The organism is Brucella sp. GW823-FHT04E01 (assembly GCF_058796175.1).
This window is the reverse complement of sequence record NZ_JBXAIK010000003.1, coordinates 381,430-406,640: the sequence shown is the minus strand read 5'-3', so window position 1 is coordinate 406,640 and position 25,211 is coordinate 381,430. Positions and strand designations below refer to the sequence as shown.

Below are 25,211 nucleotides of genomic sequence, written 5' to 3'. Positions count from 1 at the left end.
ACATGGCCAATTTGTTACGCAAGCCCAACGGCAAGCATGGCAAGGTCCACGACATCACTCCGAAAAGCGCCAAATGGGGTTATGTCGGGTTCGGGCTCTATCGTCTCAAATCCGGCGAGAGTGTCTCCGAAAAGACCGGATCGACGGAGGTGATCCTTGTTCTTGTGGAAGGCAAGGCAAAGATTTCCGCTTCTGGCGAGGATTTCGGCGAGATGGGCCAGCGCATAAACGTGTTCGAGAAACTGCCGCCACACTGCCTCTATGTGCCTGCTGAAAGCGACTGGCATGCAACCGCCACGACAGATTGTGTTCTGGCTGTTTGCACCGCACCGGGCAAGCCAGGTCGCAAGGCACAGAAGCTTGGGCCGGAAAGCCTGACACTTGAACAACGCGGAAAAGGTGCCAATACCCGCTTTATCCATAATATCGCAATGGAAAGCCGCGATGTTGCCGATAGCCTTCTTGTTACCGAGGTATTCACACCGCAGGGAAACTGGTCGTCCTATCCACCCCACAGACACGACGAAGACAATTTCCCGCATATGACCTATCTGGAAGAGACCTATTATCACCGTCTCAACCCGGCGCAGGGCTTCGGCTTCCAGCGTGTTTTCACCGAAGACGGAAGCCTTGATGAAACCATGGCGGTCTCTGACGGAGACGTCGTGCTTGTACCAAAAGGCCACCATCCATGTGGCGCGCCCTATGGCTACGAGATGTATTATCTCAATGTGATGGCCGGTCCCTTGCGCAAATGGCGCTTCAAGAACCATCCCGACCATGACTGGATTTTCAAACGCGACAATCCGTAAACAGAAAAGCCCCGGATCCGGGGCTTTTCAATAAGCTGTCGTTCGTCGCTATCGGCCGGCTGGCAGCGCATTGTTCGCCCGCGATGCATCGATGCTCAGGGGGCCAGGTCCGGCAATAAACAGATAAAGAAAAATGAAGCAGAACAGGATTGCAGCAACACCGCCATTCTGGCCTGGGAAAAAGCTTTGGGATGCATGAGCGATGAAATAGGCGCATGCCATCAGGCCCGAGAGAATGAAGGCAGAAAACCGGCTGAAAAGACCGATTAGCAGCGTGAAGCCCAAAACAAGCTCAAGGACACCCGCGGTCCACGACAATGAGAACATTGCTGGCGAACGGCCTGAAGGAAAGCCAAGTATCTTCTCCGTACCATAACTGAAGAGTACAAGAGCTGCCACGATACGTAAAATACTGAGCATGATCGGTTGATATGCAGCTGTCCATCCGTTTGCCGACATAGGCTTCCTTCCTTCAAATGAAACACTATGCCAGCATATTATTGCGGCCTGCATTAGTTAAATAAAACACATTCACGAGTACGTTATCAGGGCCTCTCAGCTAAACCGAAACAAACAGTTTAGGAAATTAGGCGTTCTTTGTTTCTGTCCTCTCCTTGCTTATCTCGGGCTTAAACGCGCGATTTTTCTCAGATCTTCCACCGCTCCGGGTGCAGCCACGAAGACCTTGTTGCCTTTGGTGAGCTGTTCTCCGTCTACCGGAAAAGGATGCACATAACCTCCCGCCTCACGCACGAGACAGAAGCCTGCCATGCAATCCCAGGCATGCATATAAGGCTCATAATATCCGACCAGCCTGCCAGCCGCGACATAAGCGATCATCAGTGCGCCTGAACCATTACGGAGAAAGGTTCCGCCCGCCTCAAGCAGGTCTTCTACGATTTTTGCAACAACCTGTGGTGTTACGTAGTTGTTGGCGCCGATACCCGTCACCGAATTACGGATCGTGCGGCTCGGATCGAGAACCAGCTTCTTTCCATCAAGTGTTGCACCCAAGCCTTTTGCCGAAGCATAGAGTTCGTCGAAGCACGGCGCCTGGATTACGCCGATGACGGGCTCGCCGTCTTTCAGAACGGCAATGGAAACACACCAGTTCGGCATACCGTTGACGAAAGGACTGGTGCCATCAATAGGATCCACAACCCATGTGTAACCCGAAGTGCCTTCATTCAACCCGTATTCCTCTCCCAGAAAACCATCCTGAGAAAACGCTTCCGACACACGGGCACGGATAAGCTGTTCAACGTCCCTGTCGGCAATCGACACCACATCCTGCGGATCGCGCTTGGTTTCGATAACCAGTGTTTCACGCTGCTTGAAATAGTCGAGGGCCTTGGCGCCCGCCTCGCGCGCGATCTTTTCGGCAAGCGCCAGCCGCGCTTCTAGTTCCTGTCGGGGATGGGAAGTCATGATGATTTTCCGATGAGAGATAAAGAAAGGCGCGACGTTTTTGCGCCTATTGATTGATAATGGCAAGTCCGCGCGTTTTGAACTCGATCGATACATCGGTTTGCGGCGGCAGAGCCTCCTCGACCGCCGGATCGACAATGAAAAGCTTGCCGTGCTCGGTCTCGATTTCATACTCGATATGATCGCCAAGATAGGCCGAATGGGCAACCCTTCCGGGGAATCCGCCGCCAGCCTTTGGCTGCAAGGTCACCGCGTTGGGCCGGATAGCAAGTTGCGCCGGACCTGGTCGAGCGTTGCGCGCGGTAACCCGGTGGGTCAGGCTGCCCACACGAATGACAGCTTCGCCCCCATCTGCCGTCATCACCTCACACGGCACAACATTCGCCTCTCCCATGAAATCCGCGATAAAGGCTGAGGCCGGTGTTTCATAGAGATCACGAGGGCTTCCCTTCTGTGCGATATTGCCCTCCTTCATGACGATGATCGTATCGGAGACAGCGAGCGCCTCGTCCTGGTCGTGCGTGACATAGACGGCGGTAAACCCGAGCCGCTGCTGAAGCTCGCGAATTTCGGTGCGCACACGGCGGCGCAGGCGAGCGTCGAGGTTCGAAAGCGGCTCGTCCAGAAGCAGAACCTGCGGTTCAAGCACAAGCGCGCGCGCTACGGCCACGCGCTGTTGCTGGCCACCCGACAGTTCTGCCGGAAGGCGATGCCCCATTCCTGCAAGACCGACGAGCTTCAGCCCCTCTTCCGCACGTTCGCGCGCTTCCGCTTTTTTCAAACCTGAAGATTCCAAGCCGTAGGCCACGTTGTCGAGCGAGTTCATATGCGGAAAGAGTGCATAGGACTGGAAGACCATGGACACATCCCGCTCATTGGCTGGCAGATTGGTCACATCCTTGCCACCGATCAGAATGCGACCCGAAGTCGGATGTTCAAGCCCAGCCAGCAGCCGCAATGTCGTCGTCTTGCCGCAACCGGATGGTCCAAGGAGCGTCACCAGAGTTCCCGGCTCGACGGTCAGGGACAGATCGGGCAAGGCGGTAAAATTACCGAATTTCTTGGTGACATTTTCAAATGTAACGGAGCCGGGACGGATCGCAGTCATGCGGTTTTCTCCTGACGAACGGTTTTGACGGGGGGGACAGCCGCAACGCGGTTCTCGCGCCTGAGTTTGCGTTCACCCACGAGGAGCTGGAAGCCTGTAATGACCACGATCATCACGACAATCAGCATCGATGAATAAGCGATAGCCACGCCGAATTCACCGTTTTCGACCAGCCCGACAATGTAGGATGTCGCCATGTTGTATTGCGCCGAAACGAGGAAAATAACCGCGCTGATGGACGTGATGGCACGCACGAAGGAATAGACCAATGCAGCTGTGATTGCGGGACGCAGCAGTGGCAGAATGACTTTGCGGATCGTGCGGAAGCTGTTTGCCCGCAACGTCAGCGAGGCTTCGTCGAGGCTCTTGTCGAGTTGGCTCATTGCTGCGATGCCGCCACGCACACCCACTGGCATGTTGCGGAAGACGAAACATGCAATCAGGATCAGCGCCGTGCCAGTCATTTCAAGCGGTGGCAGATTGAAAGCCATGATGTAGCTGACGCCGATGACGGTGCCGGGAATTGCGAAGCTCAGCATCAAGGCGAATTCGAAGACGTTCCGTCCAACAAAGCGCTGGCGAACGATCAGATAGGCCGTCAGCAACCCGACAGCAGCAGTCAGCGGAGCCGAGATTAGCGAGATTTCCATCGTCGTCCAGAATGAATTCCATGCCACACCGGTCCACGCAATGCCACTCTCTGTCCAATTGAGGGAAAACGCCCGCGCGTAGTGCTCGACTGTCAATGTATTGTCGAGCCCCCACTGACGCACGAAGCCGCCAATAAGGATCATCGCGTAAACAACGACAGTGAAAATCATCCAAGGAATGACAAGGGCATAAACGCCGATCTTTAGGCCGCGTGGCAGCCCGGCATGCATACCGGAATCGCCTTTGCCGGTCACAGTTGCGAAGTTCTTGCCTGAGAGCCAGACGCGCTGGATAAGAAACGCAGTCAATGTAAAGCAGAGCAGCACGATTGCGAGAACTGCCGCGCGCGATGGATCGTTCTGCGCACCAACCACGGCAAAGAAGATTTCAGTCGAAAGCACGCCATTGCTGCCTCCGAGCACCATAGGATTGCCGAAATCCGCCATGCTTTCGATGAAAGCAATGAGAAACGCATTGGCAAGCCCCGGTGCCATCAGCGGCAGAGAAACCCTGCGAAACGTACGCCAGCGATCAGCGCGCAGAGTTTGAGATGCTTCTTCCATCGACGGTGACACACCCTCGACAACACCGATAAGTACGAGGAAGGAAATCGGGGTGAAAGACAGGACCTGCGCGATCCATATGCCGGTGAGGCCATAAAGCCACCGTCCCGGCTCCACCCCGAATATATTGGAAATCTGTTCCGTCACCACGCCTGCGCGGCCAAAAAGCAGCGTCAATGCAAGACCGACAACGAAGGGCGGCGTGATGATCGGTAATATGGTGAGAAGCCGTAAGCCTTTCTTGAAAGGGAAGCCTGTGCGGGTCGCAACCAGTGCAAAGGCAAGCCCCAGCACTGTAGAACCAGTCGCAGTCATCAGAGCCAGCCATAACGTGCGCCATGCAACGCCACATCGCCCTTCGCCGATAACGCAGGCCAGACTCCAGATTGAGGAATCCTGAATATTGCCGATAAACCCCTCAGGTTTGAAAGAACCGTCGAAATCCTGCACCGACCCTGCAAACATGCTGATAACAGGATAGAAGACGAATACAGCCACCAATGCAACCAGCAGTGTAATGGAAGAGACGACAAAAGCGTCCCCCTTCATGACGCCGCGTTCTGCGAGACCAAACGAGAAAATCAGCAGAAAGCAGAGACCTGTCAGGATTGCTCCAGCGCCGAAGGCTGGCTGGCCTTCAGAAAGTGCGCCGAACAGGTTTTCACTGATGGTCCAGTTCCAGCCGGAAAAGCCGATGGCCAAGCCTTGCAGCGTCAGGACAAGTACACCAAGAAGGCTCGCCCATATCAGAACACCGCTCCGACGTTCAACAGGCAATAGCAAGCGGGCACCGGCACAAAGCAGCATGAATACAGCAACAGCGCCAATCCAAGGCCGCCCGAAGAAGGCTATCTGCCAAAGGCCGGGCGCCGTTGCACCATCACCGAACATTCCAGCGAGCCAGCCGAAGCTCAGAAAGCCGTCTTCTATGCGATACCACGGCAACAAGACAAATGCCGCGAGTGCAAGTGCCAGAACGATATCCAGTCTGCGATTATGCTGTTTCATGGATGTCCGCGTCCCTCCAGATCGGGGATTTCCAAGGAATGGCTAGAGCATTTCCAGCAAAAGTGCGAAGCGGTTTTGCGCAGGATAATGCGTAGAAACAAAGAGATGGAGCATTTCCAATGATTCAATTTAAACTGGAAATGCTCCAGGTGCGCCGGCTCCTGCATATTTCAGGAAAACCGCTGCCTTGTTCCCTCATCCGGGACAGGTGCGTCGCACAACAAGAGCGGCGCACCCGGATTTCAAGCCAATGAAAGATCAGTTGGCGTGTGCACCGATTTCCTTATCCCAGCGCTCGAGCAATTCCTTGCGCTTGGCGGGTTCGCCATAGGTCTTGAAGTCATAATCAATGAGCTTGATGTCCTCGAAGCGCGGGGATTCCTTTGGAACCTCGGCTGATTTGTTCGAAGGCAACTGGAAGGATTTCGCATCTTTCATGTGCGACTGCACTTCGGCGGTCAGCGCCCAGTCGTACCACTTCTTCGCATTTTCGAGATTCTTGGCACCCTTGATGATCGACATGGAACCGATTTCGTAGCCTGTGCCTTCACACGGTGCGACTGACTTGATCGGGAAACCTTCTGCCGTCATCGATACTGCATCATGCATGAAGACGATGCCGATGCCAGTTTCACCACGCGCAGCCGACTTGACGGGAGCCGAGCCCGACTTGGTGTACTGCGATACATTTTCGTTGAGCTTCTTCAGATAATCATAGGCTTTGTCTTCACCCATGATCTGAACAAGCGTTGCCAGTGCCGTGTAGGCGGTACCGGAAGAATTCGGATTGGCCATCTGGATTTCGCCCTTATAGGACGCATCAAGCAGATCGGCCCAGCATTTCGGCTCTTTCAGGTTCTTCTTGGCAAGAATATCGGTGTTGTAACCCCAACCGAGCGCACCGGCATAAACGCCAACCGTGCGGAAGCCGGAGCTTTCGGCCTGTTTCTTGGCCCAATCATTCAGCTGGTCGAGCATCGGGGATTTATATTCGAGCGTCAGCCCTTCGGCCGCAGCCTGAAGATGCGGATCGCCGGTACCGGCCCACCAGATATCTGTCTTCGGATTGCGCGCTTCGGCCCGCACCTTGGCATAGGTTTCACCGGAGGAAAGCCGTACCATGTTGACCTTGATGCCAGTATCCTTCTCGAACATGTTCTTCATCTGCTCACAGATGACCACGTCCGCGGAACAGATAAGATTGAGATTGCCTGCGGCCTGCGCAGAAAAAGCGAATGAAGATACACCTGCGGCCAGCGCCGCAACCAGAAATGCTGAACGCATTGTTTTCCTCCCTTTATACGGCGCCTCCACGCCGACGCTTTTGCAAGCGTGTGCACAGTGTTTGCCTTTTATGAAAGCCTGTCAATGCCTTTGTAAATTTTATTCTGAAATTATAAAAAATAATCAAATCATTCTGTTTTCAACTATCATTTGCACAGCCATGCAAACTTATATCGATAAAAGAAAAAGGCGGCCTAAGCCGCCTTTTAGTTGTTGCCTGTCCCCAAGGAGATCAGCCAATTGCCATCAAGCTGGCATTGCCACCAGCTGCCGTGGTGTTGATCGAAGTCGAAACTTCTTCCAGCAACCAGTTGAGACAATAGGCATCCGGGTTGTCTGCCAGTTCTTCCGTGGAGGCGGCTTGTGTCAGAACCAACGGTCCGGGAAGCGTTGCAAGCTTCTTGTTGATCTCGACAATGCGTTCAGCGTTCCCTTCGACCAACGCTCCAGCGAACGGTGCGTCCGATTCCCAGTTATTCGTCCAGATCGTGCGCGCTGCGACTGAAGCTGGAACATCTTTCAGGACATTCCGCAAATCTGAAGCCTCGTCGACATACACAGTATTGCCCGTAGCGAGGGCAGCCGTCATCTGGCGATAAAGGCCTGCTTCCGTTTGCGGAACCAGCAGGATATTTCCACGCGGATGCAGCGCATAAAGATTGCGCTCGCCAACAGGACCCGGCAATTCAAGGTCAAGACCGAGAGCCGAAGCGCTACCGGTGTCGCGCGCAGCCTGAGCCAGATCGTTCATGCCGCGTTGGCCAAGCCATTTCGCAAAATCCTTGAGCGCCGGATCAGTGTGAACCGAGCTATGACGCGGCGGGATTGGAGCTGTTTCCACGAGACGTCCGAGATAGAGCGGACCACCTGCCTTTGGACCAGTGCCGGACATGCCGCGTCCGCCGAATGGCTGCACGCCGACAATCGCGCCAATAACATTGCGGTTGATATAGACGTTTCCGACACGGATACGATCCGCAACATTGGCGATGGTCTCATCAAGGCGCGTATGCAGGCCGAAAGTAAGCCCGTAGCCGGTCGCATTGATATCATCGATCAGGCGCTCCATATCATCGCGCTTGTAGCGCACGACATGCAGAACCGGGCCAAAGACTTCCCGCTTCAGATCGCGAAGCGAATTGATCTCGACAATGGTCGGTGCAACGAAAGTTCCATTCTGGGTTTCAGGACCAAGCGGAAGCTGCTCAACCTTGCGACCGAGATCGCGCATACCCTGAACGTGCTTTTCGATGATGTTCTTGGCTTCATCAGTGATAACCGGCCCAATGTCCACCTTCAGCTTGTCGGTGCGGCCGATGGAAAGTTCCCTGAGCGCGCCCTTCAGCATCGTCAGGATACGATCTGCGACATCTTCCTGCAGGCAGAGAACGCGGAGCGCCGAACAACGCTGACCCGCACTGTCGAATGCCGATGCAATCACGTCGAACACGACCTGCTCGGCCAGAGCGGACGAATCCACGATCATTGCATTCTGACCACCGGTCTCGGCAATCAGCGGGATTGGCTTGCCGTTCGGCAACAGGCGCGAGGCAAGCTGAGCCTGAATGAGGCGCGCCACTTCGGTCGAACCGGTGAACATCACGCCGCAAGTCTCTTCCGCAGCAACCAGCGCGGCCCCAATGCGGCCATCCCCCGGCAGAAGTTGCAGCGCATCCGCTGGAATGCCAGCCTCGTGCAGGATGCGAACACCCTGTGCTGCAATCAGCGGCGTTTCTTCGGCAGGCTTTGCCAGCACGGGATTGCCTGCAACGAGTGCGGCTGCGATCTGACCGGTAAAGATCGCCAGCGGGAAGTTCCACGGGCTAATGCAGACGATAGGTCCAAGCGCCTTGTGGCCGACGCCCAGCGTACGACGGGTCTGCTCTGCATAATAACGCAGGAAATCGATGGCTTCGCGCACTTCAGCAATCGCGTTCGGCATGGATTTGCCGGCTTCGCGCATGATGAGGCCAAGCAGAACCGGCATATCACGCTGCATGATATCCGCTGCGCGCTCAAGACAAGCCGCACGTTCGGCTGGCGCAACCGCAGACCAACTTGCCGTTGCCTTCTGTGCAGCTTTCATGGCTTTCGCCACATCTTCTTCGGCGATCTCCGTCACCGTACCGACAACATCGTTCCGGTCACCGGGGTTGAGAACCGAGCGGCTGGTGCCTTTTACCTTGGTTCCGGCAAGCTGAGGTTCCGATGTCCACACGCGGTCAGCGCTGTCTTTCAGAATCTTGCTGAGTTCAGCGAGCGTGACTTCGTTCGACAGGTCGAAACCGTCAGAGTTCTTGCGAGCGCCATAGAGATTCTCCGGCAGGGCAATCTGGTCGTGGCGTGCTCCGACGACAGCCATTGAGCGAACGACATCAACCGGATCCGCGATCAGCTCATCGACGGAGACACTTTCATCGCCGATGCGATTGACGAAAGACGAGTTCGCACCGTTTTCGAGAAGTCGGCGAACAAGGTAGGCCAGAAGCGTTTCATGTGTGCCGACCGGCGCATAGATGCGGGCCGGACGGCCGAGCTTTTCGGCACCTACGACTTCATCATAAAGCGGCTCACCCATACCATGCAGGCACTGGAACTCGAACTTTCCGGTTTTGAAATCTGGACCAGCCAAATGATAGATGGTGGCCAGCGTCTGCGCATTATGCGTTGCAAACTGCGGGAAAACAGCATCTGTCGCCGCAAGAAGCTTGCGTGCGCATGCAATGTAGGAAACGTCGGTATGTACCTTGCGGGTATAAACCGGGAAGTCTTCCAGACCGTCAACCTGTGCGCGCTTGATTTCGGCGTCCCAATAGGCACCCTTCACCAGACGAACCATGACGCGGCGCTTGTTCTGACGGGCCATATCGATGATGAAATCGAGCACGAACGGGCAGCGCTTGCCGTAGGCCTGCACCACGAAGCCGATGCCTTCCCAATCTGCCAGATCCGGATCTTCGATCAGGCTCTGCAACAGATCAAGCGACAGTTCCAGACGGTCTGCCTCCTCGGCATCGATGTTGAGACCGATATTATAGGACTTGGCGATAGCGGCCAGCGCCTTCACCTTCGGCAGCAGCTCTCCCATGACGCGTTCGCTTTGCGCGCGGACATAGCGCGGATGCAAAGCGGACAACTTGATGGAAATGCCGGGGCCGTCATAGATGCCGCGACCGGCGGAAGCGCGACCAATGGCGTGAATGGCGGTTTCGTAATCCTTGTAGTAACGCTCGGCGTCGGCAGCGGTGGTCGCGGCTTCGCCCAGCATGTCGTAGGAATAGCGGAAGCCGCGTTCTTCCAGCGGCTTGGCGCGCTTCAAAGCTTCGTCGATGGTTTCGCCGGTGACAAACTGTTCGCCCATCATCCGCATGGCCATGTCTACACCGCGACGAATGACAGGTTCGCCGCAACGAGCGATCAAACGTGTCAGGGCAGCTGACAGGCCGCGATCATTGACCGTGTTGGTCAGCTTGCCGGTAACGACAAGTCCCCAGGTTGCAGCATTGACGAAGAGCGAACGACCACCACCGATATGAGATTTCCAGTCGCCATTCGAAATCTTGTCACGGATCAACGCATCACGCGTCGCCATGTCCGGAATACGCAGCAGCGCTTCGGCAAGGCACATGAGCGCCACACCTTCCTGGCTCGACAGCGAATATTCATGAACCAGGCCTTCGACGCCTGTACCCTTGTGCTTGGCGCGCAGCGCTTCAATCAGCTTGCGAGCCGTGGAACGGACTTGCTTGGCTGTTTCTTCCGGCAAGGCGGCCTGTGCAGCCAGCGCGGAAACGCATTCAGCTTCCGGGCGGCGATAAGCGGCGGTAATCGCCTGCCTCAGTGCGCTTTGCTCGCGGATCGGCGGCGCAAAATTCTGGAAAACCGGATTGATAGGAGCGGGTATGGTGTCGGTCATGGTGCAATGCTCACAAATGAAAACAGCCCCGAGCGTCTTTGCCCAGTTTAGCTCTGCTTTAAGTGGGCGCACACTATCATTTGTGCAAATTGCATTCTGCCTTCATTTGCTCCATATAAAGGATTATCGATCTTATTATAGGCTCCAAAGTAGGCTAAAAGAATGCGAAAGATAGATTCTGTAGACGATCTGGACCAGTTCGATCGGCGTATTCTGGAAGTATTGAGCGAAGACGGACGCATTCCTGTCACGGAACTCTCGAAAAAGGTCGGTCTTTCCAAGACACCATGCCAGGCAAGGCTGAAACGACTGGTCGATGAAGGCTATATTGTCGGCTTTCGTGCGGCCATCGACCCTGAGAAACTCGGTCTCGATCATATCGCCTTCACGACGGTCAAGCTTTCCGACACACGCGAAGCCGCGCTTGAGGCGTTCAACACGGCCGTGCGCAAGATACGTGAAGTCGAAGAATGCCATATGATCGCAAGCTCTTTCGACTATCTTCTGAAGGTGCGAACGCCCAACATCCGGCGTTACCGCGAGGTGCTGGGCGAAAAGATATCGAGCCTGCCCAATGTCGCAAGCACATCGACATTTGTGGTGATGGAGTCGGTCAAGGACAACCGCCCGGTAAGGGTCTATCCGGGCGCATTGTAATTTTCAGTTATAGCGGCTCACTTGCCAGATAACGCTCGAGCGTTTTGACAGTCCCATCCTGCCAGATGCGCAGAAGTGCGGATGAAAAAGCCGCCACATAAGCTGGATTTGAAGCGAGCGAGCCAAAGATATCATCCATCGCAAGCCATGCCGCCGGATTGCTTTTTGCAAGAGCCGCCTGCTTTTTCAGGCGGTCCCATGACGGATCGTTCGGCTCAATAACCGTGCCGCTATCGGTCGTGCCATAGCAGTAACGACACCAGAATGCGGAAACAAGCGCCAGCCCTGTCACAGACTTGCCTTCTGCCACCCGATCAGAAGCAGTGGGCAGAATGAACTTCGGCTGACGGTTGGAGCCATCAAGGCAAAGGCGGCGGATCGTATCGCCGATGCTTGGATTGGCGAAGCGTTCGTCGATGAGGATGCGATAGTCTTCGAGATTGGTATCCGGCACGGGTGGCACTTCCGGAATGATCTCATCCTTGCTGAGCTTTTCCAGATAGCGCCGGATCAGCGGATGCTCCATCGCCTCATGCACGAAGTGAATGTCGAGCAGTCCACCCGGATAGGCAATGGCTGCATGACCGCCGTTCAGAATGCGGATTTTCATCAGTTCATAAGCAGCGACCTGATCAGTGAACGTGACACCGACTTTTTCCAACGCAGGACGCCCAGTGGGGAAATTGTCCTCTACCACCCACTGCTTGAAAACTTCGCAAAAGACCGGCCAGCCATCTTCAACCCCGAAATCTTTCGCAGCGATTTCACGCTCGCGTGCACCAGTGGCTGGCGTAATGCGATCCACCATGGAATTCGGAAATGCGACATTAGCTGAAATCCAGTCGGCAAAGGCCGGATCACTAAGCTTCGCGAGGCCGGTGACGGCATCTTCCGTCACATGCCCGTTGCCCGGAATGTTATCGCACGACATGACGGTGAAAGGTTGAACACCCGCCGTCTTGCGCAGTTTCAGTGCCTGCACGATTAAGCCGAACACGGTCTTTGGCTGGTCCGGATGAGTGGCATCTGCCACAATATCAGGATGAGCAGGATCAAAGGTCTGGCTGGCCGGATCGATATAATAACCACCTTCAGTGATCGTCATGGAAACAATGCGAGTAGAGGGCGATGTGAGATAGGCCATCAAAGCCTTTCGCCCTTCTTCGGTCGATATGGTTACATAATCGATCATGGAACCGGTAATCCTTGCCCCCGCATAATCGGCTTCCTGTTCGACAACTGTGGTAAGCCAGTCTTGCGCCTTGAGCGTGTCCCGCATGGCATCATCACTGCCACGCACACCAGCGCCGACCAGCGCCCAATCGTGCCCCTCACCCATTCCGAACAGATCGTCCAGATAGACAGCCTGGTGAGCGCGATGAAAATTGCCGACGCCGAAATGCACGATGCCCGGTTTCAAACCGGTTGGATCGTAGCCGGGTTTGTGTACCTTGTCGAAGCTCTGGAGCGTTGCGCGCGACAGCTTGGTCATGACGATTTCCTTCAATTCAATCGGGTACGAACTGGACTTTCATCGTAGCTGGATCGCCACCGTGCTTGGTGAAGAACGACAGCATTTCACTGAGCGGCAGCCGATGCGAAACGAGGCGCGCCATTTCGCCCTTGTCCTTTTTCAGGATTTCCAAGGCCTGCGGAATGTTGCGGTTCAGCGAATGTGACCCGGCAATTCGGATCTGACGACGGAAAATGTCGAAAGGCGCAATCGAAATCCGCGCGTCAGGTGCGCAAACGCCAAACACCAGCACCGTACCACCGTCAGCCGTGAAGCCAATCATGCTTTCAACGACCTTGGCGATACCGGTCGCATCGGCAACAAAATCGAAACTGCGCTTACGCTTATCCAGCATTTCCGAGCCCGACACGACTGGCTCAAGGCCGAGACTTTCGACAAAAGTCAGACGGTGTTCGTTGATGTCAGCCACGGCAACCTGTTGCACGCTTTGCGCCTTCAACGATAAGGCTAGCAACAAGCCAATCGGGCCTGCACCGAAGACGAGTGCATTTTCGGCACCTTGTGAGCCGATTTTCAGTTCCGCTGCGCCAAGACCGTTGAGGACACAGGCAAGTGGTTCCGCGAGTGCTGCTACGTCAAAAGGCAGATTGCCAATGGAATGGAGATGGCTGGCATCGACAAGGCTCATGCCTGCAAAGCCACCATTATGGGTTACCCCATAGGCCTTTAAGTCCGAGCACAGATTGGTCAGTCCCTTGAGGCAGGCACGGCAATGACCGCAGGGAATATTCGGATCGACCGCAATGCGGTCGCCCACCTTCACATTGGTCACGTCTTCCGCCACCGCGACCACAATGCCCGCATATTCATGCCCTGGCACCAGCGGAAATGCGCTGGACCCATAGCGGCCATGCAAAACATCTATGTCGGTGTGACACAAACCCGACGCCCTGACGTCGATCAAGGCGTGTCCCGGCCGCAATGCTGGCTCCGGCAGATCAGTCAGTCCGGCTTCGCCGTGGCCTGTAAAATAGATCGCTTTCATTGTGTGTCCCGGCCCTGTCTCAAGCCATCCAGTTGCCACCGTCAACGCCGAAGGTCTGGGCGAGGATGTAGTCGCTATCAGATGATGCAAGGAAAACGGCCATGCCGGTAATATCTTCCGGCGTCGCGAAGCGACCGATTGGAACGGACTTCGCTACCGCCGCTTTTTTCTCACCCGGCTTCAGACCTTCCCATTTGGCAAAATTCGCATCCACCACGTCCCAATGTTCACCGTCGACCACGCCCGGTGCAATCGCATTGACATTGATGCCATGCTTGACTAGCGCCAAAGCAGCCGACTGCGTGGCGGAAATGATGGCGGCCTTAGACGCGCAATAGAGGGTCACCAGCGCCTCGCCGCGACGACCGGCCTGGCTCGCCATATTGATGATCTTGCCGCCGCGTCCGCGCTTGATCATCACGTTCGAGACCGCCTTCATCATGAAAAGCGGTCCCTTGAGATTGATACCGAGCACACGCTCATAACTGTCTTCGGTCAGTTCGTTGATAGGAGCCATATCGAAGATCGCGGCATTGTTGACCAGAATATCGATGCCGCCATATTCCGCGTCGATCTCTGCAACGACCTTGTCAATCTGACTGAGGTCGGTCACGTCAAGCTTTACCGCCTTGACCGATGAACCGATGCCGCGTGCGGCCTCCTCTGCCCGCTCAATATTAATATCGGCAATAATAACCCTCGCGCCCTCGCGCGCATAGGCTTCAGCGAAGCCAAGTCCGATACCGCGCGCAGCACCAGTGATGAGGGCCACCTTGTCTTTAAGTCGCATGGGGATACTCCGGGATATTGCAGCCTGCACTCACAGGTGCGTTTTCTTTTCCGTCAGCAATAATGGATGCCGTTCAAAGCGCTCCAAAGCCTTGCCATCGGGTGTAAACAAATGCGCGTCGGTCGGGTCAAAACCCAGTTTCGCCGTTTCGTGTGCACGTGCTGCGCTGCCACCGCCCGCCTCCGCAACAATCAGTCCGGTTGCGCTTTCATTTTGCACATAGAGATAGGTCTCACCACCAAGGCGCTCGACAACCATGATCTCACCTTCGAGGATACCATCCGCTGCCGGATGAAGATGTTCCGGACGAATACCGAGAACCAGCGGCGCCCCAGCGCTTACGCCTTCGCTTTTGACAGGCGCTTTGACCGAACGTCCATTTGCAAGCTGAACTGTCACCCCGTCGGTATCGACGGCACTGGCTTTGACTTCGATGAAGTTCATGGTCGGTGAACCGATAAAACCAGCCACAAAACGATTGACCGGATGATGATAAAGCTCCAGTGGCGATCCTACCTGCTCCACCTTCCCGTCGCGGAGAACCACGATCTTGTGTGCGAGCGTCATCGCTTCCACCTGATCATGCGTGACATAGATCATCGTCGCATTGAGCCGGTCGTGCAGGCGCGCCAATTCAATACGCATCTGCACGCGGAGCGCGGCATCGAGATTGGACAGCGGCTCATCGAACAGGAAAATCTTCGGTTCGCGCACCATTGCGCGTCCAATGGCAACACGCTGACGCTGACCGCCGGAAAGCTGTTTCGGCTTGCGGTCAAGCAATTGGTCAAGCTGCAGCGTTTTTGCAACCTCTTCCACCTTGCGATCACGTTCCGCTTTGGCAACACCTGCAAGTTTCAGCGCAAAACCCATATTGTCGCGCACATTCATATGCGGATAGAGCGCATAGGTCTGGAAAACCATGGCAAGACCACGCTCATCCGGCGGCGTATCGTTGATACGCTCACCATCAATCGTGAGGTCTCCGCCGGTAATTTCCTCAAGCCCAGCAATCATGCGCAGAAGCGTTGACTTGCCCGAACCGGATGGCCCGACGAAAACCACGAATTCGCGGTCTGCAATGTCGAGATCGACACCTTTGATGACATCAATATTGCCAAAGGACTTGGTGGCGTTTTTCAGTGATAGTGTAGCCATTTCATTCCCTTTATTTCACTGCGCCGAAAGTGAGGCCGCGCACCAGCTGGCGCTGCGTGACCCATCCGAAGACAAGTATTGGCGCGATGGCGAGCGTGGAAGCTGCCGAGAGTTTTGCCCAGAACAACCCTTCCGGTGACGAGAAGGACGCTATGAAGGCGGTAAGCGGGCCTGCTTGCGAAGCCGTCAGATTCAGGCTCCAGAACGCTTCATTCCAACAAAGGATGATCGAAAGGAGCGCGGTGGACGCGATACCCGGAAGGCTTAGCGGCAGAAGCAAATAGCGTATCTGCTGGCCGACTTTCGCACCGTCCATACGGCTTGCTTCGAGGATTTCTCCGGGCACTTCCTTGAAGAAGGAATAGAGCATCCAGACCACAATCGGCAGATTGGACAGGGTGAAGATGATGATGAGACCGGTGCGCGTATCAAGAAGCCCAGTATCGCGTGCCAAAAGATAGATCGGCACCAGCACGCCGACTGCAGGCAGCATCTTGGTGGACAGCATCCATAGAAGAAGGTCTTTAGTGCGCTTGCCGGGGAAGAACGCTGCCGCATAAGCCGCGGGCACCGCGATAATGAGCGAGAGAATAGTCGCACCCAGACTTTCAACGACACTGTTCATGGCATAGCGGAAATAATCAGCACGCTGATTGACCGCGACAAAATTCTCCAGCGTTGGCTCGAAGAACAGTTTTGGTGGTGCCACCGCGTCAATTTCCGTCTTGAATGCAGCAAGCAGCATCCAGAGGATCGGGAAGAACATCAGCAACGCCACGATCCAGCCAATGATCCCGGCAGAGACGGCAGCCTTGTTGATCTTGCGTTTTGCAGCCATCGGTCAGCCCTCCTAATTATCCAGATTTCGTGCGACAGTCCGGATCAGGAACGCGGCAACGATGTTGGCAAGGATGATGGCGATGACGCCGGCTGCGGAAGCGCCGCCGATATCCCATTGCAGGAGCGCTTTCAGATAGATGAAATAGGTCAGCGTCGTCGTGGCGATCCCCGGTCCACCCGAAGTGGTAACAAGAATTTCCGCAAACACCGACAGAAGAAAGATCGTCTCGATCATGATGACGACCGAGATCGGGCGCAGCAAATGCGGCAGCACGATATAATAGAACATTACCGGGCCTTTGGCCCCGTCCAGGCGCGCAGCCTCCATCTGTTCCCTATCAAGAGACTGCATCGCCGTCATCAGGATCAGCGCCGCAAACGGCACCCATTGCCAGGACACAATTATGATGACGGAAGCCATTGGAAACTGTGAGAACCAATCGATGACCGGCAATCCGAAACTGCGTGAAATGAAGGCGAACAGCCCGTTCACCGGATGCATCAGCAGGTTTTTCCAGATCAGCGCCGAAACGGTTGGCATGACGAAGAACGGCGCAATGACCAGAAGCCGCGCTATATTCTTGCCCCAGAAATCCTGATCGAAGATGACCGCGAACAGCACACCTAGGACGACCGATATCACAAGAACCGACACGACAAGGATCAGTGTCTTGGCGATTGCGGACCATAAGGTCGGATCGGATAACAGGAAGGAATAGTTCGAGAAACCGGCAAAACCAGTAATAAATGGATTGATGAGATTGTAATACTGAAACGAGAACCACAAGGTCATCGCCAGTGGAACGATCATCCACAGCAAAAGCAGAATGACTGCTGGAGCGAGCAGAGGTCCAGTGCGGACACTGCGACGAGACTTTGCTGCAAAGCGTGATTTTGTGCCTGCGGCCAACGCATGGTTTGCTGGCATTCGGACTTATCCTCCCCTTCCCGTTTCGGATTCACCGTGGCGAACCTCTACGAAAATCAGGTCTGCCGCCCTCCTCCTACCGAAGGCGGCAGACCTTTATCTCACGGCTACTTGATGTAACCGGATTGCGTCATGATCTGTTCGACCTGACGCTGCGCACCGTCGAGTGCCGCATCAACGCTCTGCTGACCGGCAACAGCCGACGAAATCGCCTGTCCAACCAGCGTGCCGATGGCCTGGAATTCAGGAATGGCCACAAACTGGATGCCGGTATAAGGGACCGGGTCCTTGGTCGGCTTTGTCGGATCGGCAGATTCGATGGCTTTCAGCACCGTATCCGCGAAGGGAGCTGCCTTCTTGTATTCCTCATTGGCATAGGTGGACTGGCGTGTGCCCGGAGGAACAGCAACCCAGCCTTCGGACTTGCCGACGAGCTCGACATATTCCTTGGAGGTCGCCCATTTCAGGAACGACTTAGCGGCTTCCACCTTCTTGCTCGATGCCGGAATTGCGAGGTTCCAGGACCACGCCCATGAAGAACCGTTTGGCGTCACCTCGACCGGCGCCTTGGTAAAGGCAACCTTGTCGGCAACCTGGCTCTGCTTCGGATCATAGATGCGTCCGGCAGCCGAAGTGGCGTCGATCCACATGGCGCAATGGCCGGTCGAGAACAGGGCCTGATTTTCGTTGAAGCCGTTTGACGTAATTCCGGGAGGGCCCGCTTCCTTCATCAGATCGACGTAGAAGTTAATCGCCTTCTTCCATTCATCGGAATTGATCTGGGGCTTCCAGTTTTCATCAAACCACCTGCCACCGAACGTATTGATCAATGTACCAAGGTAAGCCATGTTTTCGCCCCAGCCCGGCTTTCCGCGCAGACAGAGACCATATTGCTCTTTCGACTTGTCGGTCAGCTTGGTCGCGAAATCCTTGATTTCCACATAGGTTGGCGCATCGGGCATCTTGAGGCCCGCCGCGTCAAACAAGTCCTTGCGATAGAGCGTAAACGAGCTTTCGGCATAGAATGGCACGGCGTAAAGCTTGCCATCCACCGTCAGACCGGCGCGAACCGGCTTGATGAGATCGTCATAGCCGTAATCATCACCAAGATCATCGACCGACAGAAGCCAGCCAGCCTTGCCCCAGATTGGCGTCTCGTAACCACCAATGGTCAGGATATCGAACTGGCCGCTCTTGGTAGCGATATCGGTCGTGACGCGCTGACGCAGCACGTTTTCTTCAAGCACAACCCAGTTGATTTTATTGCCGGTGGCTTTTTCCCACTCCGGCGACAGCTTCTGCATGATGATCATGTCACCATTATTGACCGTCGCGATGGTGAGCTCTTCCGCCCACGCAGCCCCGGCCATAACTGCAACACTTGCAGCAGACGCAATAAGCCCTGCAACATAAGACTTGGTCCGCATTTCGTCTCCTCCTTTACGAATGCATAGCAAAATTCTTACATATGTAAAATTTATGGCGTGAGCTTCCGTAGCTTGTCAAGCACGGTTTTCAATTTTGCGTTGCGAGAAGAAACGACCGCTTTTGTGAACAGTTCCAAGGGCCGAAATCGCGGACATTTCCACCTGCCAAATTCACGAACCGTTGTTTTAGCATATATGGATATTCACCGCATCATTCTCTGCGAACACATTTGACTGCTTGACGTTTTGCCCCGCCTTTGACAGTTTGACGGGACTTCGCCTGGAGGAATACAACGGCGAGCGGAGCTGGAGGAACATCCTGAAATCGTTACAGAAGCGGCAACCGGGACCAGACTTTGTCCCGAGAAATCAGCACATTCCAGTTTATGCGGCGGCTTCGCAGAAAACAGCATCGTCGTGTGTACCTAGGCCGCGACAACTGACGAACAGGACGTAAAGACGTGCGCAAAACAATACGCACCATGGAGGATTTTTCGGAGTTTGTTGGGCTTTCCCGCCCGACAGTGTCGAAATATTTCAGCGATCCGTCGTCCGTCCGTCCCAAGACCCGCGAACTGATTGAAGCGGCGATCAAGCAATCCGGCTTTCGTCCCAATCTTTTCGCGGTGAACCTCAATCGACGTCGCACGACAATTCTGGGTATAATTATCCCCAACCAGCTCGATCATTTCTACATGGCGATGACGAAACGATTGCAATCGCTCGCAGAGCAACGCGGCTATCTTGCGATTGTCCTGTCATCCGATGGCAAGCCTGAGCTGGAAAAGCAGGCAATTGAAACCCTGCGTTCGCTCAATGTCGCTGGTGCCATCATCGCACCGCTTGGTGAAGAGTCGCAACATTCGACGCTGGCACGTCTCGCGGAACACGTTCCAATTGTCTATGTCGACTCTCCGCTGGACAGCACCTCACCCTTTGTCGGCACCGACAATCTCAAATCCTTCCATCTGATTGTCGATTATCTGTGCCGCTCGGGCAGCGAGCCTTGTTATTTTTCCATGCCGATGGTCAACAACAATGCAATCAAGCGGCAAGATGCGTATCGACAAGCCATGGAAAAGCTTGGTTATGAGCCACGCATCATTGACCTCGAACAAAGCCGAAGCTGGGATTTCGAACGTTATGCCTTCGAGCAGACCGCGAGAATTCTACGCGAAAAGGGACGCCTGCCGACAAGCACTGTTCTGTGCTCCAATGATCGCATCGCCTTTGGCGTAACGAGTGCACTCTGGCAGGCCGGTCTGAAAATTGGCAGACTCAAGGATTGCGACGTTCGTGTCGCCGGTCACGACAATAATCCGTTATCGGAATATACGTGTCCTCCACTCACTACAGTGGCGCAGGATTACAATGAAATCGGACGGCTGGCGATTGAGCTCTTGTTTCGAACACTGGGCGAAACAACGGATGACCGACTGGAACTTCCAGAAACACAGCGCATTCTACTCAATGCCGAAATCAAACTGCGCATGAGCGCATGAAAATGGCGGGGTAACCCGCCATTTCAGTGTTCGCTTTTTAATTCAGGCCGAGCGTCCCGCGCAGGGTAGAAAGATCTTCGGCAAGCGTGGTCACAGGACCAGCAAGCGCCTTGCGATCATCATCCGACAGCTTGTCGTAGGATTCGTAGCCGTCACCCTTCTTGTACTTTGCAAGAATGTCGTCGACAGTCTTGAAGTTGGCTTCCACCTTCTTCACGAGATCCGGATTTTCCTTTTCCAGCAAAGGCTTGAAGAGCTCGACGATTTTCTGGGCGCCATCGACATTGGCCTTGAAATCCCAAAGATCGGTGTGGCTGTAACGATCTTCCTCACCGGAAATCTTGGTTGCAGCCACTTCTTCAAGCAGGGCAGCAGCTCCGCCAACAACCTTTTCTGGCGGAACGGTGAGGTCTTTTACACGCTTCTGGAGTTCCAGCACATCTGCGTAGAGCTTGTCGGCAACCGGAGCGAGTCCTTCGGTTGAATTCTGCGCAAACAGGCCATACTCGATGCGATGGAACCCGATAAAGTCTTCCGACTTCTCGCCGTTTTCATGGTCATCGGCGCGGCTGTCGATCGAAGCGTCAAGATCGGCGAAAAGCTCGGCAATCGGCTCGATCTTTTCGTAGGAGACGCGCGATGAAGGATAAAGCTCCTTGGCCTTTTCCAAATCGCCTGCTTTGACCGCGTCAGTGAAAGCCTTGGTGTCCTTTACCAGAACGTCGAGGTTTTCCTGCACATAGACTTTGTAGTCAGCAATCGGCTGAACAAGGTCCAGCGGCGAAACTTCAGCCTTGGCTGCGCCGAAGCTGAGCGTGAGGGCAACGGCACATGCCGATGCGAGCAATGGCAGACGATACTTCATGTTTAGCCTCTCCAGATAAAGCGCATTGCGGGAAATGCGCGTCAAATCAAAAACTTGAGATGCGATCCTCACCCGCCAGCATTTTGCGGACCGCTTGCCTCCAAAAGTGCGCGCGCGTAGTAGTCCTTATGATCCTGAACACCAGGCAGCGCGAAGAAATACCCGCCCCCAATCGGTTTCAGGTATTCTTCCAGCGGCTCGCCGTTGAGACGGTTCTGGACCGTGATGAAGCCCTTCTCCAGATCGGCCTGATAGGCGATGAAGAGCAGCCCCATATCAAGCTGACCTGATTTGCTGACCCCGTTTGAATAGTTGAATGGCCGACGCAGAATGAGGTGTTGCTCGGCATTGGCATCCCGCGGATTTGCCAAACGGATATGCGAGTCGAGTGGCGTCACCTTGCCATCCGCATCCTTCGCATAATCGGGAACATCGGCTTCGGTTTTACCGTCGAATGGCGCGCCACTATTCTTGCGGCGTCCGAAAATGGTTTCCTGCTCCTGCAGCGGCGTGCGGTCCCAGCGTTCGACAAAATTGCGAATGATGCGCACAGCCATATAGCTGCCATTAGCGGCCCAGCCCGGCTCTTCATTTTGCTTCTGCACCCAAACGATGCGGTTCATCAATGCATCATCGGCGGAATCCGGATTGGCGGATCCATCGCGGAAACCGAGGAAGTTTCGTGCGCTTTCCTTCGCCCGGGGCGAATGCGGCGGTTGCACAGGAACCGTCCCTTCCTGCTTCCAGCGAACCATCAGAAGATCAGGCATGTTCTTCATGATGTCGCGCAGCGCATGGATGTTCGTGTCCGGCGTATTCGAACAGAACTGAATGACGAGGTCCCCGTGGCAGATGTCCTTCTGCAGGGCGTCGTTGGGGAAACCGGTCATGCGCTGCAGAAGTTTCGGCTTCAACGGCTTCAAACCGAAACGATCATCGAACAATGATGAGCCGAGCGCCACCGTAACCGTGAGGTTATCCGGCGTGACGACAGGTCCAAGAATACCGGAATCCGATGGCGGAAACTTCGCATCAAGCTCCGGTGGTTCTCCACCCTTCATCAAAAATTCTGCCCGCTCGGTGAGCAGTTTGAACATGCGTTCCAGTTCGGCGCGGTCACGCGCCAACACATCAAAGGAAGCGACGAGACCCGCAGCAGGGCGCGGCGTGACGATACCGGGCTGGTGCTTCCCATAAAAAGGCTGACTTTCGTGAATCTTGTCGCTTTCCGGCGCATTGGTCACGCTTTCCGAAGAAAGAGCATGGGCTGTCTGCGGGGCAAGCACGCCTGCAACTGCTCCGGCAACCCCGGTTGCACCAGCCCCGAGGAGCAGTGCACGGCGACCGGCGGAAACAGGCTCTTCTGTGGTAATCTTATCGGTTTTGAAAAATTTTCTGGTCATCAATCTACCCCAAGCTGATCGCGGAGTTTCGTAAACTGTGCAGCGAGTTGAGCCGCACCTTCCTTAATTTTCGTCTTTTCATCAGACGACAGAGCATCGTACGCCTTGTAGCCATTGCCTTCAGCACCCGTACCAAGCAGCTTCCTGATCGAAGCTGCGTCCTTGTCGATGCCTTCAAAGGCTTTCGGATCAGCCTTTATAACAATGGGGCGCAGAACATCGGCAGTCTTGCCAGAGCCTTCAAGAAGGCCAGACAAAGCCTGCAGATCGGTGTGAGCGTACCGGTCTTCACCAGCATCCGACGCCGTCGATGCAAAACGGTTCAATGCAGAAGCAGTGCCCGCCATCATGCGATCCGGCGAAATCCGAAGCCCGCGAATGCGCTCTTTCAATGCAGTGGCATCCTGCTCAAGCTTGCCAGCAACAGGAGCCAGACCATCGACGGATTTCTGTTCGAACAAACCGTATTCGATACGGTGCAAACCACCGAACGCAGGGTCCTGCTCGCGCTTTTCAAAATAATCCGCACGAGCATTGATAGCTGTATCGAGATCGGAGAACGCTTCCGACACGGGAGCAATGCGCGCATAGGCTTCTCGCGCCGGACCGTAGGCGGTTTGCGCAGCCTCAAGATTACCGCTGGCTATTGCCGTGGAAAGTGCCGAAACCGATTTCTGGAATTCGGCAACCTCTGTGGTCAGATAAATCTGATATTCAGCCAGTGCACCAATGAAAGCTGTAAGCGGAAGCTTGCCCTTTTCCGCTTCACTGGCAGCGGTCGCAGTCACGATCAGCTTGCCGCGCGGATTGGAAAGAAGCCCGCAGGTAATCTGGTATTCGCCTGGCGTCAGCTTGGCGGTGATGGTCTGTTTGAAGCCAGGAGCAATATTTTCGCGCTCCTCAAGAACCATTACTCCGTCGAGAATTTCCCACTCGACCGTACGGTCGGACTTATTGACAATTTCGAATACCGAGCGCCCGGCCGGAACGGTCAGTTCGTTCGGCTCGCAGCTTTTTGCGTTGATCGCGACCTGTATTGTGTCACCGGCTTCTGCATGGCGGGCTTTGTCCGATACACGGGATGCATAATAAAACGCAGCGCCAGCGGCGAGCAGCAACAGCACGGCGAAAGCCAGTCCGATGCGGACCAGATTGCGCGACATGGGTTCAGCAGGTTTCGGATTCGTCATTGAAATCTCTTTTACTGTGCGCTTGTTTTGGCCTGGCTTGCCGTTGCTGGTGCATTTGCAGGCATCAGAAACAGAATGAGCGCCGGAACGAGGAAGGCTACATAGGCAACAACTTCACTGACGGTCGGTGTCGCGATGTAACCGAAAATGCCAGCAAGAACTGAACCAAGCGTGCTGTCGAGCGGGAGAATATCGCTCATATCGAAAACGACCGTCTGGAAATGGTTCCAGATGCCAGCTTCGTGCAATGCCATGACCGAATTGGCGAGAATGCCTGCCGCAATGATCAAAATGAAAACGCCGGTCCAGCGGAAGAAACGGCGAAGGTTCAGCTTCAAGCCGCCTTTAAAGATGCCGTAGCCAACTGCCGCAGCTAGCAACACGCCAAGAAGCGCGCCAAGCGGTGCTGCCGCCCCTTCGCTCTGCTGGAAAGCCGCCAGCAGAAAGAAGACCGATTCAAGCCCCTCGCGTGCGACAGCAAAGAACACCATCAGAATGAGGCCGAAACCTTTATGTGTCGGTGTCTGAAAAGCTGCATCGATGGAATGATGCAGTTCCGACTTGATAGAACGGGCCGCCTTGCGCATCCAGAACACCATCGAGGTCAACACAAAAACGGCAATCAGACCAATAATGGCTTCAAACAGTTCCTGCGCCTTCTGTGGGAATTCTGCACTCAGAAGCTGCAGGATAGCGCCGACGGCCAACGACATGGCCAATGCCAGCAATATGCCGATCCAGACCACTGGCATCCAGGCACTGCGGCCAGTCTGATGGAGATAACTGGCAATAATGCCAACGATCAGCGCTGCTTCCACGCCTTCGCGGAACATGATTAGAAAAGGTACGAGCATTCCAACTATCCAAAAGACAGAGAAATCGGCCTGTCCCTCGGTCGCTTCTCTTCAAACCCGGCATGAAGCCTTCGCCATTTGGTCATCTTTTTATATCCGCACGGCCAGCGCTGCAAGCTAAATGAAGTTGACCAACGTAGGAATGTTTTAGAATTATTCTAATTATTTCAGGAGCTTATGAGTCCGTTTGTTAGCGAGGAATGATAGTCTGCCAAGTTCAGAGATGATTGCATAAGTCATTGAAAATGCACTGAAGCCATGGCCCAAGCACTTTTAGACAGCAGTTGATTGCGCACTGAAATCAAACT

The 25,211-nt window shown here is 54.8% G+C and carries 20 protein-coding genes; 3 read left to right on the top strand and 17 right to left on the bottom strand.

Features of this window, described 5'->3' with window-relative positions; all coding sequences use genetic code 11:
- The first annotated feature begins 2 nt into the window (after window positions 1–2).
- Window positions 3–812, top strand: a complete 810-nt coding sequence (iolB, locus tag AC1RHM_RS12360) for a 5-deoxy-glucuronate isomerase (protein ID WP_010659026.1) — start codon at window positions 3–5, stop codon at window positions 810–812.
- Window positions 813–860: 48 nt separating this feature from the next.
- Here the strand turns inward: iolB and AC1RHM_RS12355 are convergent, their stop codons facing one another.
- The 6 genes from AC1RHM_RS12355 to putA form a co-directional block, all read right to left on the bottom strand.
- Window positions 861–1,271: a DoxX family protein gene (locus AC1RHM_RS12355; protein WP_010659027.1), complete on the bottom strand. Its 411-nt coding sequence runs from the start codon at window positions 1,269–1,271 to the stop codon at window positions 861–863.
- Between the two features lie 159 nt (window positions 1,272–1,430).
- Window positions 1,431–2,240, bottom strand: coding sequence for an inositol monophosphatase family protein (locus AC1RHM_RS12350; RefSeq protein WP_010659028.1), 810 nt, complete (start codon window positions 2,238–2,240; stop codon window positions 1,431–1,433).
- 46 nt (window positions 2,241–2,286) lie between these two features.
- Entirely contained in the window at window positions 2,287–3,348 is a 1,062-nt protein-coding gene (locus AC1RHM_RS12345; protein WP_010659029.1) for an ABC transporter ATP-binding protein, read from the bottom strand.
- Window positions 3,345–5,570 (bottom strand): ABC transporter permease, encoded by a 2,226-nt coding sequence (locus AC1RHM_RS12340; protein ID WP_010659030.1) that lies wholly within the window; start codon window positions 5,568–5,570, stop codon window positions 3,345–3,347. The genes AC1RHM_RS12345 and AC1RHM_RS12340 overlap by 4 nt, the downstream gene beginning before the upstream one ends.
- A gap of 258 nt (window positions 5,571–5,828) precedes the next feature.
- Entirely contained in the window at window positions 5,829–6,854 is a 1,026-nt protein-coding gene (locus AC1RHM_RS12335; protein ID WP_010659031.1) for an ABC transporter substrate-binding protein, read from the bottom strand.
- A gap of 232 nt (window positions 6,855–7,086) precedes the next feature.
- A complete protein-coding gene (gene putA / locus AC1RHM_RS12330) occupies window positions 7,087–10,770 on the bottom strand; it encodes a trifunctional transcriptional regulator/proline dehydrogenase/L-glutamate gamma-semialdehyde dehydrogenase (protein ID WP_010659032.1) in 3,684 nt (1,227 codons plus the stop codon).
- A gap of 162 nt (window positions 10,771–10,932) precedes the next feature.
- Here putA and AC1RHM_RS12325 point away from each other — a divergent pair, with 162 nt between their 5' ends.
- Window positions 10,933–11,427 carry an Lrp/AsnC family transcriptional regulator gene (locus AC1RHM_RS12325; RefSeq protein ID WP_010659033.1) on the top strand — a complete coding sequence of 165 codons (495 nt, stop codon included), beginning with the start codon at window positions 10,933–10,935 and terminating at the stop codon, window positions 11,425–11,427.
- Between the two features lie 7 nt (window positions 11,428–11,434).
- Here AC1RHM_RS12325 and AC1RHM_RS12320 read toward each other — a convergent pair whose 3' ends face one another.
- The 7 genes from AC1RHM_RS12320 to AC1RHM_RS12290 form a co-directional block, all read right to left on the bottom strand.
- The gene (locus AC1RHM_RS12320; protein ID WP_010659034.1) at window positions 11,435–12,919 is read right to left on the bottom strand and encodes a mannitol dehydrogenase family protein; all 1,485 of its coding nucleotides are present in this window, start codon (window positions 12,917–12,919) and stop codon (window positions 11,435–11,437) included.
- A gap of 16 nt (window positions 12,920–12,935) precedes the next feature.
- Window positions 12,936–13,946, bottom strand: a complete 1,011-nt coding sequence (locus AC1RHM_RS12315) for a zinc-dependent alcohol dehydrogenase family protein (RefSeq protein WP_010659035.1) — start codon at window positions 13,944–13,946, stop codon at window positions 12,936–12,938.
- A gap of 19 nt (window positions 13,947–13,965) precedes the next feature.
- Window positions 13,966–14,736: an L-iditol 2-dehydrogenase gene (locus AC1RHM_RS12310; protein ID WP_010659036.1), complete on the bottom strand. Its 771-nt coding sequence runs from the start codon at window positions 14,734–14,736 to the stop codon at window positions 13,966–13,968.
- Between the two features lie 30 nt (window positions 14,737–14,766).
- Window positions 14,767–15,894: an ABC transporter ATP-binding protein gene (locus tag AC1RHM_RS12305; protein WP_151606383.1), complete on the bottom strand. Its 1,128-nt coding sequence runs from the start codon at window positions 15,892–15,894 to the stop codon at window positions 14,767–14,769.
- A gap of 10 nt (window positions 15,895–15,904) precedes the next feature.
- Window positions 15,905–16,732 carry a carbohydrate ABC transporter permease gene (locus tag AC1RHM_RS12300; RefSeq protein WP_010659038.1) on the bottom strand — a complete coding sequence of 276 codons (828 nt, stop codon included), beginning with the start codon at window positions 16,730–16,732 and terminating at the stop codon, window positions 15,905–15,907.
- Window positions 16,733–16,744: 12 nt separating this feature from the next.
- Window positions 16,745–17,662, bottom strand: coding sequence for a carbohydrate ABC transporter permease (locus tag AC1RHM_RS12295; RefSeq protein ID WP_010659039.1), 918 nt, complete (start codon window positions 17,660–17,662; stop codon window positions 16,745–16,747).
- A 107-nt stretch (window positions 17,663–17,769) separates the two neighbouring features.
- On the bottom strand, window positions 17,770–19,089 hold the full coding sequence (locus AC1RHM_RS12290; RefSeq protein WP_010659040.1) for an ABC transporter substrate-binding protein: 1,320 nt from the start codon (window positions 19,087–19,089) through the stop codon (window positions 17,770–17,772).
- Window positions 19,090–19,571: 482 nt separating this feature from the next.
- On the opposite strand from AC1RHM_RS12290, the gene AC1RHM_RS12285 reads away from it, so the two are divergent.
- Window positions 19,572–20,591 carry a LacI family DNA-binding transcriptional regulator gene (locus AC1RHM_RS12285; RefSeq protein WP_010659041.1) on the top strand — a complete coding sequence of 340 codons (1,020 nt, stop codon included), beginning with the start codon at window positions 19,572–19,574 and terminating at the stop codon, window positions 20,589–20,591.
- A 37-nt stretch (window positions 20,592–20,628) separates the two neighbouring features.
- Here AC1RHM_RS12285 and efeO (AC1RHM_RS12280) read toward each other — a convergent pair whose 3' ends face one another.
- The 4 genes from efeO (AC1RHM_RS12280) to efeU form a co-directional block, all read right to left on the bottom strand.
- Window positions 20,629–21,456, bottom strand: coding sequence for an iron uptake system protein EfeO (gene efeO / locus AC1RHM_RS12280; RefSeq protein ID WP_010659042.1), 828 nt, complete (start codon window positions 21,454–21,456; stop codon window positions 20,629–20,631).
- A gap of 68 nt (window positions 21,457–21,524) precedes the next feature.
- Window positions 21,525–22,859: an iron uptake transporter deferrochelatase/peroxidase subunit gene (efeB, locus tag AC1RHM_RS12275; RefSeq protein WP_010659043.1), complete on the bottom strand. Its 1,335-nt coding sequence runs from the start codon at window positions 22,857–22,859 to the stop codon at window positions 21,525–21,527.
- Window positions 22,859–24,049 carry an iron uptake system protein EfeO gene (efeO, locus tag AC1RHM_RS12270; protein ID WP_010659044.1) on the bottom strand — a complete coding sequence of 397 codons (1,191 nt, stop codon included), beginning with the start codon at window positions 24,047–24,049 and terminating at the stop codon, window positions 22,859–22,861. The genes efeB and efeO (AC1RHM_RS12270) overlap by 1 nt, the downstream gene beginning before the upstream one ends.
- Window positions 24,050–24,060: 11 nt before the next feature.
- Window positions 24,061–24,903 (bottom strand): iron uptake transporter permease EfeU, encoded by an 843-nt coding sequence (gene efeU / locus AC1RHM_RS12265; RefSeq protein WP_010659045.1) that lies wholly within the window; start codon window positions 24,901–24,903, stop codon window positions 24,061–24,063.
- Between the last annotated feature and the right edge of the window lie 308 nt (window positions 24,904–25,211).

Bases quoted from the DNA above. Each gene is read 5' to 3' on its own strand.
- AC1RHM_RS12350 (WP_010659028.1), bottom strand. From the start codon at position 2,240: ATGACTTCCCATCCCCGACAGGAACTAGAAGCGCGGCTGGCGCTTGCC.
- putA (WP_010659032.1), bottom strand. From the start codon at position 10,770: ATGACCGACACCATACCCGCTCCTATCAATCCGGTTTTCCAGAATTTT.
- AC1RHM_RS12345 (WP_010659029.1), bottom strand. From the start codon at position 3,348: ATGACTGCGATCCGTCCCGGCTCCGTTACATTTGAAAATGTCACCAAG.
- AC1RHM_RS12310 (WP_010659036.1), bottom strand. From the start codon at position 14,736: ATGCGACTTAAAGACAAGGTGGCCCTCATCACTGGTGCTGCGCGCGGT.
- efeU (WP_010659045.1), bottom strand. From the start codon at position 24,903: ATGCTCGTACCTTTTCTAATCATGTTCCGCGAAGGCGTGGAAGCAGCG.
- AC1RHM_RS12315 (WP_010659035.1), bottom strand. From the start codon at position 13,946: ATGAAAGCGATCTATTTTACAGGCCACGGCGAAGCCGGACTGACTGAT.
- efeO (WP_010659044.1), bottom strand. From the start codon at position 24,049: ATGACGAATCCGAAACCTGCTGAACCCATGTCGCGCAATCTGGTCCGC.
- AC1RHM_RS12340 (WP_010659030.1), bottom strand. From the start codon at position 5,570: ATGAAACAGCATAATCGCAGACTGGATATCGTTCTGGCACTTGCACTC.
- AC1RHM_RS12355 (WP_010659027.1), bottom strand. From the start codon at position 1,271: ATGTCGGCAAACGGATGGACAGCTGCATATCAACCGATCATGCTCAGT.
- efeB (WP_010659043.1), bottom strand. From the start codon at position 22,859: ATGACCAGAAAATTTTTCAAAACCGATAAGATTACCACAGAAGAGCCT.
- iolB (WP_010659026.1), top strand. From the start codon at position 3: ATGGCCAATTTGTTACGCAAGCCCAACGGCAAGCATGGCAAGGTCCAC.
- AC1RHM_RS12285 (WP_010659041.1), top strand. From the start codon at position 19,572: ATGGAGGATTTTTCGGAGTTTGTTGGGCTTTCCCGCCCGACAGTGTCG.
- AC1RHM_RS12300 (WP_010659038.1), bottom strand. From the start codon at position 16,732: ATGGCTGCAAAACGCAAGATCAACAAGGCTGCCGTCTCTGCCGGGATC.
- AC1RHM_RS12320 (WP_010659034.1), bottom strand. From the start codon at position 12,919: ATGACCAAGCTGTCGCGCGCAACGCTCCAGAGCTTCGACAAGGTACAC.
- AC1RHM_RS12295 (WP_010659039.1), bottom strand. From the start codon at position 17,662: ATGCCAGCAAACCATGCGTTGGCCGCAGGCACAAAATCACGCTTTGCA.
- AC1RHM_RS12335 (WP_010659031.1), bottom strand. From the start codon at position 6,854: ATGCGTTCAGCATTTCTGGTTGCGGCGCTGGCCGCAGGTGTATCTTCA.
- AC1RHM_RS12290 (WP_010659040.1), bottom strand. From the start codon at position 19,089: ATGCGGACCAAGTCTTATGTTGCAGGGCTTATTGCGTCTGCTGCAAGT.
- efeO (WP_010659042.1), bottom strand. From the start codon at position 21,456: ATGAAGTATCGTCTGCCATTGCTCGCATCGGCATGTGCCGTTGCCCTC.
- AC1RHM_RS12325 (WP_010659033.1), top strand. From the start codon at position 10,933: ATGCGAAAGATAGATTCTGTAGACGATCTGGACCAGTTCGATCGGCGT.
- AC1RHM_RS12305 (WP_151606383.1), bottom strand. From the start codon at position 15,894: ATGGCTACACTATCACTGAAAAACGCCACCAAGTCCTTTGGCAATATT.